Genomic DNA, 14,203 nt, shown 5'->3' with positions numbered 1-14,203 from the left:
CGGAAAGTTTTTTTTGATTCTTCGGTGTCGACTAGGTCACAGCCGTACTTCCATGGGGTGGACCCTGGCCTAAACGTTCGACTGAAAGGACTTTGGGCCTTTCTGCTCACACAATCACACGCAGTGCACGGCGTACGCCTGTGAACGTCACGCTCGTACGCAGCCCCAGATGGTCACCGTCCATCTGAAGGGGCAGTGGCACCTTCGAATGCAAGGTGAAGCGTGTCAGATCGTGCCGCGACACCGCGTGCTTGCCGCGGGGGCCGCGCTCCGGGGACGAAGTGAGCAACTGCGTGCCATACCGGGCAACCGCGGCGGTGGACATCCGCGTGAGACCGAAGAGATCGAGTCCCGCGTCGAACGACGCCCGGGGCGACGCGTAGATCGGGCGATTGCCGAGGAACGTCCACGGCGAGGTGTTCGAGACTATGGACAGCACCAGGTCCTCGACCGGCTCCTCGCCCACGAGATCCAATGTGATCATTCCGTGCCGACGGTGCGGGTCGCCCAGCAGTTGACGCACCACCTGGCGCATGTAGAGCGCGTGGGTCGACCTCCGGCCCCGCTCCCGCTGCTGCTCCACCCGGCCGACCACGCCGGCGTCGAAGCCCAGCCCCGCGTTGAAGGTGAACCAGCGGGCCGGCACCGCCTCGTCCTCGGTGCCGGGAGTGCCCGAGGTCAGCCCCAGGCCCACGGTCCGCTCCCGGCCCTCGCGCAGGGCGTCCAGCAGCGCGCCGGTCGCCTCCACGGGCTGGTTGGGCAGCCCCAGGGCGCGGGCGAAGACGTTGGTGGAGCCGCCGGGGACCACGGCGAGACCGGGCAGGCGCTCCGGGTCGGGCCCCGCGTGCAGCAGGCCGTTGACCACCTCGTTCACCGTGCCGTCGCCGCCCAGGGCGACCACCAGGTCGATCTCGCCGCTCTCCGCCGCCTGCCGGCCCAGGTCGCGCGCGTGTCCGCGGTACTCGGTGGTCACCGCGTCCAGCTTCATCTCGCTGGCGAGCGCGTGGATCAGCACGTCGCGCGTGCGCGCACTGGTGGTGGTTGCCGCCGGGTTGACCACGAGGAGTGCACGCATGACGTGCAGGGTACCTACTGAGCGGTACCCGGCCCAGACCGAGGTCCCGCACCGTGGACGGCGCGGGGCGTGAACCTCGCCACGGGACGGCTCCCCGGCGGCGGCTACCCTGCAGGGGTGAGCAGCGAGCAGACCCCCGCCACCAGCCCCGACGACACCGGTGCCCGTCCGCGCCGCCTGACGTACGCCGCGGCCCTGGCCGCGTTCGAGGGCCTGGCGCTGGTCGTGGGCGGCGTCTGGCTGCTGGTGCTCGGTCTCGCGGGCGAGCCGGACGGCCGGGCGCAGGCCGTCACCGGCGGGGTCACCCTGATCGTGCTGGCGCTGCTGCCGCTGCTGGCCGCGCGCGGCCTGTTCGCCCGGCGGAGCTGGAGCCGCGGGCCCGCCGTCATCACGCAGATCATGGCGCTGCCGGTGGCCTACAACATGCTGCTGTCCGACGGGGCGGCGATTCCCGCCGGGATCGTGCTCGCCGTCGTCGCCGTGACCGCGCTGGTGCTGCTGATCAACGCGGAGACCACCCGGGCCCTCGGCATCCGCGGACCCGGGAACGCGGGCGACGCCGCGAAGTGACGCGCCGGGGCGGCGCCGGCGCTCACTCCTCGACGAGCAGCTTCTCCCGCAGCTGGGCCAGGGTGCGGGCCAGCAGCCGGGAGACGTGCATCTGCGAGATGCCGACCTCCTGGGCGATCTGCGACTGGGTCATGTTGCCGAAGAAGCGCAGCAGCAGGATCCGCTTCTCGCGCGGCGGGAGGTCCTCCAGCAGCGGCTTGAGCGACTCCCGGTACTCCACGCCCTCCAGCGCCTCGTCCTCCGCGCCGAGGGTGTCGGCGACCGCCGGGGACTCGTCGTCGGTGTCGGGGACGTCCAGGGACAGCGTGGAGTAGGCGTTCGCCGACTCCAGGCCCTCCAGGACCTCCTCCTCGGAGATGGCCAGCTTCTGCGCCAGCTCGTGCACCGTGGGGGAGCGGCCGTGCAGCTGGGACAGCTCCGCCGTGGCCGTGGTGAGCGCCAGCCGCAGCTCCTGGAGCCGCCGCGGCACGCGCACCGCCCAGCCCTTGTCGCGGAAGTGCCGCTTGATCTCGCCGACGACCGTCGGGGTGGCGTACGTGGAGAACTCCACGCCGCGGTCCGGGTCGAAGCGGTCGACGGACTTGATCAGCCCGATGGTGGCGACCTGGGTGAGGTCGTCCAGCGGCTCGCCGCGGTTGCGGAAGCGGCGCGCCAGGTGCTCGACGAGCGGCAGATGCATCCGCACCAGACGGTTGCGCAGCTCCGCGTACTCCGGAGTGCCGTCCTCCAGCGTGCGCAGCTCGAGGAAGAGGGCGCGCGCCCCGCTGCGGTCCTGCGGGTCGTGGTGCGCGTGCGTGCCCGGCACACCCGGTGCGCCGGAGGCAGGCGCCGCCCGCTCCTCGGCCTCTCGCTCGTGCTCGCTCATCGTCCCGCCCGTCGCCCTTCCCCGAGCGCTCGCCTCGTCCCCCGCCGCCGGCTCGGCCCGGGCGGGGGCGTCCCCGCCGGGAGCGGCCGGTCCGGCCGCGGACGCGCCCCGCACGGCACCGCCGGCCTGCCCGCCGCCCGGCCGGACGTCCCTGGCGGAGTCGTCCTCCGGATGCGGCCGGGCCTGCTCGGGGATGCCGTCGATGCCGTCCGGCACGCGCTCGGCCGGCAGCTCCCGTGTGCCGCGTTCTTCGTCCCGCACCGGCCCGTCCTCGCTTCTCACGCCGGCCCGGGTCCCGCGCCGCGCTGTTTGTAGAGGCTGATCGACACGGTCTTGTCCTCGTCCACGGCCGAGGAGACCTTGCCCGCGAGCGCGGACAGCACGGTCCAGGCGAAGGTGTCCCGCGAGGGGGCGTGGCCGTCCGTGGTGGGCGCCGAGACGGTGACCTCCAGCGAGTCGTCGACGAGCCGGAAGACGCAACTGAGCACCGATCCCGGCACGGCCTGCTGCAGCAGGATCGCGCAGGCCTCGTCGACCGCGATGCGCAGGTCCTCGATCTCGTCGAGGGTGAAGTCCAAACGGGCCGCGAGGCCGGCCGTGGCCGTACGCAGCACCGACAGGTAGGCCCCCGCGGCCGGCAGCCGGACTTCCACGAAGTCCTGGGTCGCGGGCTCGCCTGCGATCTGGGACACCCTCACCTCCAAGGTGGTACAAGCGTTTCAGGGCCTGTGTTCGCCCCCGGGCAACGCGCTACGTGGTTCAGCCGTGACGCTATCGCGCTCCCGGCGGTCCTGTCGCCGGGACCCCGACCCGCTGTCGTCACTCATAGTAAAGCTCTGAACACGCTCCGTGGCTAGGGGTCTGCGGCGACCAAATGGGAAGAGCGCGCGCCGCATTGACGTACCCAGGCGCCGGACCGTCGAACCGTCCGGCACCGGGGGCCCCGCCGCGTCACACCGGTACGCGGGCGACGAAGCGTCGGCGCCGGCTCCGGGTACGGCAACGCCTCGACGTGCGTGCACTGGTTCATGATGGCCAGATTACGACGGGCGCGCGGACGCCCGCGCGGAAAAACGAGGGCGGGCCGGACGTGGACGTGACGCCCCTGCTGCTGCGGGGGCCCGGGCGGAACCCGCGGGCCGGGACGCGGGCCGGGACGCGGGCCGAGGCCGACGCGCGGGCGCCCCGTCGACGAGACGCTGCGGACGCTGCCGCGCCGGCTGGGCCCGGGGAGACCGCGGCCCACCGGAGACGCGGCAGGCCGCTCAGCGGTTCACGGGAACGGACGTCCGGTGATGACCGCGGCGACCGTGCTCCCGCGCGGGAAGGCGCCCTCTCCGGCCAGGGCGACAAGGGCATGAAGCAACTTGGCGACATAGACACGTTCCACGGGGACGCCGTGGCGCTGTTCGAAGTCCGCGGCGAACGCCTCGAGACGCGCCGGGACGCGCGCGTAGCCGCCGCAGTGGAACCGCTCGTCCAGGCTCCAGTCCCCGCGCGGCCCGCCGAACGCCTCCGTCTGCAGCGCCCGTATCCGCGCGCCGAGGAAACCGCCCTTGAGCACCGGTACGCCGAGGACGCGCGCGCTGCCGGCGAGTCCGGCGGCCAGCCCCGCGAGCGTGCCGCCGGTGCCGCAGGCCACCGCGGCCACGTCCGCCGCTCCCGCCAGCTCCCCGCCGAGATCCACGCACCCGCGCACCGCGGCGGCGTTGCTGCCGCCCTCGGGCACGACGTACGCGTCCTCCGCGTCCGCCGCGCGCAGCACGGCCGCGAGGATGTCCGGCTCGGTCGTGCGGCGGTACACCGACCGCTGGACGAAGTGCAGCCGCATGCCGTCGGCCGCGCACCGCGCCAGCGACGGATTGAGCGGCCGTCCGGCGAGTTCCTCGCCGCGCACCACGCCCACCGTGGGCAGACCGAGCAGCCGGCCGGCGGCGGCCGTGGCCCGCAGATGGTTCGAGTACGCCCCGCCGAACGTGACCACCGTCCGCCCACGGGCCGCCGCGAGGTTCGGGGCGAGCTTGCGCCACTTGTTGCCGACCAGCTCGGGATGGACGAGGTCGTCCCGCTTCAGCAGCAGCCGCACCCCGTGCCGCTCGAACCGCGCGTCGACGGTCTCCTCCAGCGGCGAGGGGAGCCGCGGGCGCAGGGCGGCCAGGGCGGCGGGGCCGGGAGCGTCGGAGCTGGTCACGCGCGCCATTGTCGCCCGGGGCGGGACACGGGCGCGTCCCGGGCAGCCGCCGGGCGGGGCCGCCGGTGTTCCGCGTGGGGGGGGCACGAGGGCGGAACACCGGCGGCGAGGCCCCGGCGCCGGGTCACTTCAGACGGTCACGGATCCGCTTGCGCATCGCGTTCATGGTGAATCCGCGCGGGTCCACCTTGCCCGGCTGCCACTCCAGGTGGCCGATGACCGACTGTTCGTTCCAGCCGTGGTACCGGCAGACCGCCGCCGCGGCCTTCTCGATGGCCTCCAGCTGCGCCGCCGGCCACGGGTCCTTGCCGTCGCCGAGGTTCTCGCACTCGAAGCCGTAGAAGTGCCGGTTGCCGTCGGTGTTGGCCTCGTTGTCCGGCGGGAACGTCTTCTTCTCGGCGATCACCGCCCGCAGCACGTCATCGTCACCGAGCCCCGCGTGGTTGGCCCGGCCGTAGCCGACGAGATGCACCCGGCCGTCCTTGGTGATCACGCCGTGGCACAGCGGGCCGGGCAGGCCCGAGTAACCCCTGCGGCAGATGTCCACCGTCCTGGCGCTGCCCTTGGTCACGGTGTGATGGATCATCACGCCGTGCACCGGCCCCCAGGGGCCCTTGTGGTTCCGGTTGTGGCCGCGCCAGTCGCCGACCTCGACGACCGTGAGGCCCTCGGCCTTGAGAGCGCGCAGGAACGCGCTCGCGGACATGGGTGGGGCCATGCCGCCCTCCTTCGTGCCGGACGACGGCCGCTGAACGCGGCCGTCTGGTAGAGGGCCTATAGCCGAAAGTTCAGTCTTTCAAGTACTCGTTCGGCGGCGGTGCGAGTCGATCCGGACAATCCCCTTCCGTCCGCCTGCCGTCGCACAGCCGGTCAGCCTGCCCAGCCTCCCCAAGATCCAACCCCGCTCGATCGGGTAATGGCGCCGACACGGTACGTGAGGAACGCTTGATCGCGCACTGCGACGCCCGGCACGGCCGGGCGCGGATCTATTGGGGAGGGCAATTCTCTATGTCGGCAGGCGAAGAGGTCCGCACGGAGCAGACCAGGCAGCAGCAGAGCCTCGGTACGGCCGCGGCGCGGAACCTGGCCACCACCACCAAGTCCGTGCCGCAGATGCAGGAGATCAGCTCCCGCTGGCTGCTGCGGATGCTGCCCTGGGTCGACGTGCAGGGCGGCACGTACCGGGTCAACCGGCGGCTCACCTACGCCGTGGGCGACGGCCGGCTCACGTTCGTGAAGACGGGCGACCGGGTGGAGATCATCCCCGCCGAGCTGGGCGAACTGCCGGTGCTGCGCGACTACGAGGACGAGGAGGTGCTCACCGAGCTGGCCTCCCGCTGCCGGCAGCGGGAGATCGAGGCCGGCCAGGTCATCGCCTCCTCCGGCAGCCAGGCCGACGAGGTGTACCTGCTGGCGCACGGCAGGGTGGAGCGCGTCGGCACCGGCCCCTACGGCGAGGACGAGTCGCTCGGAGTGCTCGCCGACGGCGCCTACTTCGGCGAACAGGCCCTCCAGGACGACGACGCCATCTGGGAGTACACGGTCCGCACCCTCACCGCCTGCACGGTCCTGGTGCTGCCCCGCGACGCGGTCGACCAGGTCGCCGAGCGGTCCGAGTCCCTGCGCGAGCACCTGCGCCGGCGGGTCGACCTCCCGCGGCAGCGCACCAACAAGTACGGCGAGAAGGAGATCGACCTCGCGGCCGGCCACAGCGGCGAGCCGGACATCCCGCACACGTTCGTCGACTACGAGGCCCGGCCCCGCGAATACGAACTGAGCGTCGCCCAGACCGTGCTGCGCATCCACACGCGCGTCGCCGACCTCTACAACCAGCCGATGAACCAGACGGAGCAGCAGATCCGGCTGACCGTCGAGGCACTGAAGGAGCGTCAGGAGCACGAGCTCGTCAACAACCGCGACTTCGGCCTGCTGCACAACTGCGAGTACGACCAGCGGATCCAGCCGCACGACGGCGTGCCCGGCCCGGACGACATGGACGAACTGCTCAGCCGGCGCCGCGGCACCCGGCTGCTGCTCGCCCACCCGCGCGCCATCGCCGCGTTCGGCCGCGAGCTCAACAGGCGGGGACTCGTCCCGGAGACCCTCGACGTGGGCGGCAACCGCATCCCCACCTGGCGGGGCGTGCCGATCTACCCGTGCAACAAGATCCCGGTGACCGAGGCCCGCACCACCTCCATCATCGCGCTGCGCACCGGCGAGGAGGAGCAGGGCGTCATCGGCCTGCGGGCGGCCGGCATCCCCGACGAGATCGAGCCGAGCCTGTCCGTGCGGTTCATGGGCATCAACGAACAGGCCATCATCAAGTACCTGGTCACGGCCTACTACTCGGCAGCGGTACTGGTCCCGGACGCGCTGGGCGTCCTGGAGAACGTCGAGATCGGCCGGTGGCGGTGACCGCCCGCCGGCTCCCGCCGCGCGCGCCGTGTCCCCGCCCGCCCGGGCGGGTAGACCAGGGGGGAACGTGCTCGACGAGTGCGGAAGCGCCGTCCTCCCGTGCCTCCACCGAGTCGGTCCCAGGGGGAAGTCGATGACGGAGTCCATGGCCCGGCCCACGGCGGGCCGGCCGGAGCAGCGCACGGCACGCACCGCGCCCGACAGCGTGCCCGGACCGGACCGGCACACCGGGGACGGACACGAGGCGGCCGTCCTGCTGGAGCGCACCAGGGCCGCGGTCGACCCGGTGCTGCGCACGGCCCTCGGGTCCCTGCCCGCCCCGATGCGCCGCGTCGCGCTCTACCACTTCGGCTGGCAGAACGCGGACGGCACCCCGGCCGGCGGAGGCTCGGGCAAGGCGATCAGGCCCGCCCTGGTGCTCGCGGCGGCCTCCGCCCTGGGAGGCCCCGCCGCCCGGACGGCGGCCCTGCGGGCGGCGGCCGCGGTCGAACTGGTCCACAACTTCACGCTCGTCCACGACGACGTGATGGACCGGGACACCACCCGCCGCCACCGCCCCACAGCGTGGGCGGTGTTCGGGGACGCCGACGCGATCCTCGTGGGGGACGCCCTTCAGGCGCTCGCCCTGCGGCTGCTCGCCGAGGACCCCCACCCGGCCGCCCCGGCCGCGGCGGCCCGGCTCGCCCAGTGCGTGGTCGAACTGTGCGCCGGGCAGCACGCGGACACGGCCATGGAACGGCGCCCGCCCGACGAGGTCACCCTGGGGGAGACCCTCGCCATGGCGGAGTCCAAGACCGGGGCGCTGCTCGGCTGCGCCTGCGCCGTCGGCGCGCTGTACGCGGACGCCGGGGACGCGGAGGTGGCGGCGATGGACGCGTTCGGGAGGGAGGCCGGGCTGGCGTTCCAGCTGATCGACGACGTGATCGGCACCTGGGGCGACCCGCGCCGCACCGGCAAGCCGGCCGGCGCGGACCTCGCCGCCCGCAAGAAGTCACTGCCGGTCGTCGCCGCGCTCACCTCCGGCACGCCGGCAGCGGCGGAGCTGGCCGCCGCGTACGCCGCCCCGCACCAGGAGGGAGACGTCGAACGCCTCACCCGGCTCGTGGAGCGGGCCGGCGGGCGCGACTGGGCGCAGACCCAGGCCGCGGACCGGATGGCCCGCGCGATGCAGGAGGTGGCCCGAGCGGTGCCGGACCCGGAGGCGGCGGGAGGGCTGCTGGCCCTGGCCGAGTTCGTGACCCGGCGCACCACCTGACGGGGACGGCGCGGGCCGTCCCCCCCCGGCCCCGGGACCGCGCGCCGCCGTGCGGACCTGACCCGTACGGCGGGGTGGTCCCGGACGGGCGGGTCCCGCACTTCCCCACGGTGTGCGGGACCCGCCCCTCTCCCCCCGGCCGTCCGGCTAGTCTCAACCTCCGTACGGGCAAAGAGGGTTGGGACGAAGGGGCGCACATGGGCGTGGCGATCCGGACGGCCGGCGGGGACGACCGGGAGCTGGTGGTCCGGCTGCTGGACGAGGCGTTCCAGGACGATCCGGTCAGCAGCTGGGTGTTCCCGGGCGCGGAGTACCGCCGCAGGACGCACCACCGGCTCATGGCCGCCTTCACCGACGTCACCCTCGCCGAGGGGCGCGTCGACCTCGTCGAGGACGGCTCGGCGTGCGCCCTGTGGACGTCCGTGCCGGCGGGGGACCCGGGCCACGGCGCAGAGGCCGAGGGCGAGGACGAGTTCGCCGAGTTGCGCCGGGCCGTCGACCCGGACAACGAGCGGGTGGAGCTGATCGGCCGGCTCACCGCGGGCGTCCACCCGCAGGACCGCGCCCACGAGTACCTGTGGATGATCGGCGTGGTTCCCGGCCGGCAGGGCGAGGGACTCGGCACCGCGCTGATCGGCTCCGTCCTCGACCGCTGCGACCGTGAGGCGCGCGCCGCGTACCTGGAGGCGAGCAGCGAACGCAGCGTCCGCCTGTACCGCCGTCTCGGCTTCGAGCCCACCGGCGAACCCCTGCGCCTCCCGGACGGCCCCCTGATGTACCCCATGTGGCGCGAGCCCCGCCCCAGCGGCCCGCAGGGCTGACCCGCGGGCCGGCGCCGGCCGGCTCCGCAGGCTGATCCGCCACCGGACGCGCACGCGGGCCGCCCGTCGCCGATGTCCCGGCGCCCTTCGCCGTGTCCCCGCGTCCCGATGTCCCGGCGCCCTTCGCCGTGCCCCCGAGTCTGATGTCCCGGCGCCTCTCGTCGTGCCCCGCGTCCGGCCGTCCAGGACCGCGTCGGCGCTCCTCGCCTCCGCTCCGGCCGCCCGCAGCACCCTCGCCCCGCGGGGCGGACCCGTGCCGTACAGGGACGTTCGGCCCTGTACGGCGCCTCGTGGGCACCGCTTCACTGGCTCGCGGGCGAAGGACGAGCGGAACGGGGTGCGTATGGGGCCGGCGGCGCACGGGGACATCGCGGTCGTGGGGCACCGCGATCTGACCGACGGTTCGCTGCGGTGGGTGGAGTCCGCCGTGCGGACCCGGCTGGCGCGTCACTCCGCGCGGGCGACGGCCATGGTCCGCGCCGGCGCGGGCACCCCACTGGCGTCCGGCCGGGCCGCACGCGCCTCGGGTTGCCCGCTGGCCGTGGTGATCCCCACCGCCATCGGCGTCCCCGCGCTGCCGCCCCCGCAGGACCGGCCGGCCACGGGTGAGCTGCTCACCCTTGCCGACCAGGTGCGCCTGCTCGACTACGACCCCACGGACCGTGACGCGTGCGTCGTCGCGGACGAGCGCCTCGTCGCCGCCGGTTCGCTCCTGCTGGCCGTCTGGGACGGTTCCCCCTCCGACGGCCGTGACGCGACCGCCCATCTGGTGACCTTCGCCCGTGCCCGCGGCATCCCGGTGGAGGTCCTGTGGCCCGAGGGCGCCGCCCGGGACCGGACGCTCCGCGACCGGACATCCCGTGCCCGCACGTCGTTCTGACGCGGCGACACGGGACCTTCGGCCCCTGCCCCGGTACCCGCGCGGGGACCTTTCGACCCATGCGGACCCGTCCTGCCCCCATCGATCATGGGCGCGCACCACACATGGGGAGGAAGACGTCCGGTGGACGAGATACGCACGCAACACGTGGAGGCCGCCGTGGACGAGCGGCCCCGGCCGGCGTCGGAGACGGGCCCGCCCGCGCGGCCGGCCCCGCAGCCGGCCGCGATGCGCCGGGCCGCCTGGGTGGACTGGCTGACGACCACCGACCACAAGAGGATCGGCACGCTGTACCTGGTCAGCGCGTTCGTCTTCTTCGTGGTCGGCGGTGTGATGGCGCTGGTGATGCGCGCCGAACTCGCCCGGCCGGGCCTGCAGATCATGTCGAACGAGCAGTTCAACCAGGCGTTCACGATGCACGGCTCGATCATGCTGCTGATGTTCGCCATGCCGCTGTTCACCGGCTTCGCCAACTGGATCATGCCGCTGCAGATCGGCGCCCCCGATGTGGCGTTCCCACGGCTGAACATGCTGGCGTTCTGGCTGTTCCTGTTCGGCTCCGTGATCGCGGCGGCCGGATTCCTCACCCCGGGCGGCGCCGCCGACTTCGGCTGGTTCCTGTACGCGCCGCTGTCGAACGAGATCTACTCGCCGGGCATCGGCGCCGACTTCTGGATCATGGGCGTCGCCCTCTCCGGCTTCGGCTCGATCCTCGGCGCGGTCAACTTCATCACCACCGTCATCTGCATGCGCGCGCCCGGCATGACGATGTTCCGCATGCCGATCTTCACGTGGAACGTGCTGCTCACGGCGCTGCTCGTGCTGATCGTCTTCCCCGTGCTGGCGGCGGCGCTGTTCGCCCTGGAGTGTGACCGGAAGTTCGGCAGCCACATCTTCGACTCCGCCAACGGCGGGGCGCTGCTGTGGCAGCACCTGTTCTGGTTCTTCGGGCATCCCGAGGTCTACATCCTGGCGCTGCCGTTCTTCGGCATCGTCTCCGAGGTGATCCCGGTCTTCTCCCGCAAGCCGATGTTCGGGTACATGGGCCTGATCGGCGCGACCATCGCCATCGGCGGTCTCTCCGTGACCGTGTGGGCGCACCACATGTACGTCACGGGCGCTGTGCTGCTGCCGTTCTTCTCGTTCATGACGATGCTGATCGCGGTGCCGACCGGCGTGAAGTTCTTCAACTGGATCGGCACCATGTGGAAGGGCAGCCTCTCCTTCGAGACGCCGATGCTGTGGACGCTGGGATTCCTGGTGACGTTCCTCTTCGGCGGCCTGACAGGTGTTCTGCTGGCCTCGCCGCCGCTGGACTTCCACGTCTCGGACACGTACTTCGTCGTCGCGCACTTCCACTACACCGTCTTCGGCACGGTGGTGTACGCGATGTTCGCCGGATTCCACTTCTGGTGGCCGAAGTTCACCGGCAAGATGCTCGACGAACGCCTCGGCAAGATCACCTTCTGGACGCTGACGGCCGGCTTCCACATGACCTTCCTGGTCCAGCACTGGCTGGGCGTGGAGGGCATGCCCCGCCGGTACGCCGACTACCTGGCCGCTGACGGCTTCACCGCCCTCAACACCCTGTCGTCCATCGGCTCGTTCCTGCTCGGCCTGTCCGTCCTGCCGTTCTTCTACAACGTCTGGAAGACCGCCAAGTACGGCGAGCCGGTCGGCGTGGACGACCCCTGGGGCTTCAGCCGCTCGCTGGAGTGGGCCACCTCCTGCCCGCCCCCGCGCCACAACTTCGTCTCCCTGCCGAAGATCCGCAGCGAGTCCCCGGCGTTCGACCTGCACCACCCCGAGGTCACCGCACTGGAAGCGGGGAGGTGAGCGATGGCGCAGCCCGTCCTCGCCCTCGGGTGCGCGCTGGTCACCGGCGCCGGCTGCGTCTGGTACCTGCCGGCCCTCGCCGACCTGCGGGCCGGGCCCGCCGACCGGCCGCCCTCCCGCCGGACCGCGGCGTTCGCCTGCCTGACCGGCTGGGGCACGGTCGCGGCGCTCGGACTGGCGCTGCTCGTGGCGCCGGTCCGGTGGGTGCCGTGCGCGGTGGCGGCGGTGGGCGGCACGGCCGCCGCCGCCCTGCGCGTGCGGGCCGCGGTGCGGCGCACCGGTGAGCGGCGGGAGACGGCACGGCTGTGGGCCGGACTGGTCCCCGGCGGCCCGCTGCCGCCGGGCTCCGTCCCGCGCGGGGCGGTCGCCGCCCTGGCCGTCGGCCTCCCGGTCGCCGTGACGGCGGCCGTGCTGGTCCCGGTCGCGAGCGTGGCGCTGGCCGCGCTGGTGGTGGGGACGGGGCTGGTCACCGCCGTCCGGCACGGCCGTGCGGCGCACCGCGCGACGGCACACCGGGGCGCGGATAATTCCTTGCGCCACTACAACCGGAGTACTGCAATTGGAGTTGTCACGAACGAAGCGCCGCCCGAGGGAAAGAGGCCGTCGTGCGAGGACTGACCTACTTCATCGCCTGCTCCATCGACGGCTTCATCGGGGACCCGGAGGGCGACGCGTCGGCCATGGTGTCCCTCGTGGACGAGGAGTTCCTCGACTTCCTGAAGACGGAGTACCCGGAGACGCTGCCGACCTCCGGCCGCCGCCCGCTCGGCATCGACGACCTGCCCAACAAGCGGTTCGACACGATCGTCCAAGGCCGCCGCAGCTACGACGTGGCCCTGAAGGACGGCGTCACCAGCCCCTACGCCCACATGCGGCAGTACGTCGCCTCCCGCACGCTGGGGGAGTCCCCCGACCCCGACGTCGAGATCATCTCCGGCGACCTGGCCGGCCGGGTGCGCGCGCTGAAGGCGGAGGACAGCGCGTACGGCATCTATCTGTGCGGCGGGGCCGGGCTGGCCGGCGCGCTGATGGACGAGATCGACGAGCTGGTCGTCAAGACCTACCCCATCGTGCAGGGGGCCGGCATGCCGATGTTCGCCTCCGGCTTCTCGATCACGCACTTCACGCTGGAGTCCGTACGCGCCTTCGGCAACGGCGCGCTGGTGCGGACGTACCGCAGGAAGCGCTGAACGGGCGGGCGCCCGGCGGGTGTTCAGTCCGCGGGGCGCTCCAGGAAGCGCACCATGTTCCCCGCCGGGTCGCGGAACGCGCAGTCCCGCATCCCGTACGGCTGATCCACCGGCTCCTGGAGCACGTCGGCGCCCGCGGCCCGCACGCGCTCGAAGAGGGCGTCGCAGTCGGTGGTGGTGAAGTTGACCCCGCGCAGCATGCCCTTGGCCAGCAGTTCGGCCATGGCCTGCTTGTCGGCGGGGGAGGCGTCCGGGCTCGCGGCGGGCGGCTCCAGGACGATCTCCACGTCCTGGTCGGGGGGAGCGACGGTCACCCAGCGCATCCCCTCGAACTCCACGTCGTTGCGTACCTCGAAGCCCAGCACGTCGCGGTAGAAGGCCAGCGCCTTGTCGTGGTCGTCGACCGCGACGAAGCACTGCGCGAGCCTCACGTCCGTCGCCCTGTCCATACCGTCCCTGCCGTTCCTGCCGTTCCTGACGTTCCTGTTAGAAGTTCCCGCTCGGATCGGCCCGCCGCCGCACCCGGACCGGGCGGGTGTACGTCCGCACCACGCACGGCGGGATGACCGCGCTCTCCTCGTGCGAGCGGGCGCGATAGGCGCTCGGCGTCTCCCCGACCAGCTCGGTGAACCGCGAGCTGAACGACCCGAGCGAGGTGCAGCCGACCGCCAGGCACACCTCGGTCACCGAGAGGTCGCCCCTGCGCAGCAGCGCCTTGGCCCGCTCGATCCGTCGCGTCATGAGATAGGCGTACGGCGTCTGCCCGTACGCGGCCCGGAAGCTGCGCTGGAAGTGCCCGGGCGACATCAGCGCCGTCCGCGCCAGCTCGGGGACGTCGAGCGGCTCGGCGTACTCCCGGTCCATCCGGTCCCGGGCCCGCCGTAGCCGGACCAGGTCCTCCAGCTCCATGCGCCCAGCATCCCACGGCCCGTGCGGGCGGCGCCGGGAAACGGCGAAGGGGGACCGCCGCGGACGGCGAGGGGATCCCGGCGGAAAAGTCCACGACCTGTGATGGCGCACCGGCTGCCGGCCGCCGGACGGTGGGGCCGGGGCGGCCCCTCCCTGCCTCGTGGAATACCCCCCGGGGTAATGCTGTTAAGGTGGG

General features: G+C 73.0%; 15 protein-coding genes. 8 read left to right on the top strand and 7 right to left on the bottom strand.

From position 1 onward, the window contains the following. Positions 1 to 106: 106 nt before the first annotated feature. Positions 107 to 1,075 carry a diacylglycerol kinase family protein gene (locus ACIQ8B_RS06255; RefSeq protein WP_106412515.1) on the bottom strand — a complete coding sequence of 323 codons (969 nt, stop codon included), beginning with the start codon at positions 1,073 to 1,075 and terminating at the stop codon, positions 107 to 109. A gap of 117 nt (positions 1,076 to 1,192) precedes the next feature. On the opposite strand from ACIQ8B_RS06255, the gene ACIQ8B_RS06250 reads away from it, so the two are divergent. Beyond that, a complete protein-coding gene (locus ACIQ8B_RS06250) occupies positions 1,193 to 1,645 on the top strand; it encodes a hypothetical protein (protein ID WP_290005921.1) in 453 nt (150 codons plus the stop codon). Positions 1,646 to 1,667: 22 nt separating this feature from the next. Here ACIQ8B_RS06250 and ACIQ8B_RS06245 read toward each other — a convergent pair whose 3' ends face one another. The 4 genes from ACIQ8B_RS06245 to ACIQ8B_RS06230 all read right to left on the bottom strand — a co-directional run bounded on the left by ACIQ8B_RS06245 (position 1,668) and on the right by ACIQ8B_RS06230 (position 5,419). Beyond that, positions 1,668 to 2,771, bottom strand: coding sequence for an RNA polymerase sigma factor SigF (locus ACIQ8B_RS06245; RefSeq protein WP_403545667.1), 1,104 nt, complete (start codon positions 2,769 to 2,771; stop codon positions 1,668 to 1,670). Between the two features lie 17 nt (positions 2,772 to 2,788). Then, positions 2,789 to 3,202: an anti-sigma regulatory factor gene (locus ACIQ8B_RS06240; protein WP_004925829.1), complete on the bottom strand. Its 414-nt coding sequence runs from the start codon at positions 3,200 to 3,202 to the stop codon at positions 2,789 to 2,791. A 581-nt stretch (positions 3,203 to 3,783) separates the two neighbouring features. Beyond that, positions 3,784 to 4,710: a 1-aminocyclopropane-1-carboxylate deaminase/D-cysteine desulfhydrase gene (locus tag ACIQ8B_RS06235; RefSeq protein WP_403545665.1), complete on the bottom strand. Its 927-nt coding sequence runs from the start codon at positions 4,708 to 4,710 to the stop codon at positions 3,784 to 3,786. 115 nt (positions 4,711 to 4,825) lie between these two features. Continuing rightward, entirely contained in the window at positions 4,826 to 5,419 is a 594-nt protein-coding gene (locus ACIQ8B_RS06230) for an N-acetylmuramoyl-L-alanine amidase (RefSeq protein WP_198602461.1), read from the bottom strand. Between the two features lie 290 nt (positions 5,420 to 5,709). On the opposite strand from ACIQ8B_RS06230, the gene ACIQ8B_RS06225 reads away from it, so the two are divergent. The 7 genes from ACIQ8B_RS06225 (at position 5,710) to ACIQ8B_RS06195 (ending at position 13,098) form a co-directional block, all read left to right on the top strand. Beyond that, a complete protein-coding gene (locus tag ACIQ8B_RS06225; protein ID WP_290005926.1) occupies positions 5,710 to 7,116 on the top strand; it encodes a family 2B encapsulin nanocompartment shell protein in 1,407 nt (468 codons plus the stop codon). A gap of 133 nt (positions 7,117 to 7,249) precedes the next feature. Beyond that, positions 7,250 to 8,371: a family 2 encapsulin nanocompartment cargo protein polyprenyl transferase gene (locus ACIQ8B_RS06220; protein WP_403545662.1), complete on the top strand. Its 1,122-nt coding sequence runs from the start codon at positions 7,250 to 7,252 to the stop codon at positions 8,369 to 8,371. Between the two features lie 197 nt (positions 8,372 to 8,568). Continuing rightward, positions 8,569 to 9,192, top strand: a complete 624-nt coding sequence (locus ACIQ8B_RS06215) for a GNAT family N-acetyltransferase (protein WP_403545660.1) — start codon at positions 8,569 to 8,571, stop codon at positions 9,190 to 9,192. Between the two features lie 343 nt (positions 9,193 to 9,535). After that, entirely contained in the window at positions 9,536 to 10,072 is a 537-nt protein-coding gene (locus tag ACIQ8B_RS06210) for a hypothetical protein (protein WP_403546023.1), read from the top strand. 123 nt (positions 10,073 to 10,195) lie between these two features. Next, positions 10,196 to 11,908, top strand: a complete 1,713-nt coding sequence (ctaD, locus tag ACIQ8B_RS06205) for a cytochrome c oxidase subunit I (RefSeq protein WP_403545658.1) — start codon at positions 10,196 to 10,198, stop codon at positions 11,906 to 11,908. 3 nt (positions 11,909 to 11,911) lie between these two features. Continuing rightward, a complete protein-coding gene (locus ACIQ8B_RS06200; RefSeq protein WP_403545656.1) occupies positions 11,912 to 12,526 on the top strand; it encodes a hypothetical protein in 615 nt (204 codons plus the stop codon). Further along, complete coding sequence (locus ACIQ8B_RS06195) at positions 12,514 to 13,098, top strand: dihydrofolate reductase family protein (protein ID WP_403545654.1); 585 nt, start codon at positions 12,514 to 12,516, stop codon at positions 13,096 to 13,098. The genes ACIQ8B_RS06200 and ACIQ8B_RS06195 overlap by 13 nt, the downstream gene beginning before the upstream one ends. 23 nt (positions 13,099 to 13,121) lie before the next feature. Here ACIQ8B_RS06195 and ACIQ8B_RS06190 read toward each other — a convergent pair whose 3' ends face one another. Both ACIQ8B_RS06190 and ACIQ8B_RS06185 read right to left on the bottom strand, forming a co-directional pair. Continuing rightward, complete coding sequence (locus ACIQ8B_RS06190; RefSeq protein WP_290005936.1) at positions 13,122 to 13,547, bottom strand: VOC family protein; 426 nt, start codon at positions 13,545 to 13,547, stop codon at positions 13,122 to 13,124. Between the two features lie 37 nt (positions 13,548 to 13,584). After that, positions 13,585 to 14,007, bottom strand: coding sequence for a helix-turn-helix domain-containing protein (locus ACIQ8B_RS06185; RefSeq protein WP_106412502.1), 423 nt, complete (start codon positions 14,005 to 14,007; stop codon positions 13,585 to 13,587). Positions 14,008 to 14,203 lie beyond the last annotated feature (196 nt).

It is taken from the genome of Streptomyces sp. NPDC096105 (assembly GCF_044763335.1).
Taxonomy (GTDB): domain Bacteria; phylum Actinomycetota; class Actinomycetes; order Streptomycetales; family Streptomycetaceae; genus Streptomyces.
The sequence above is the reverse complement of the archived record's forward strand: the minus strand, read 5'-3'. Positions and strand labels throughout refer to the sequence as shown.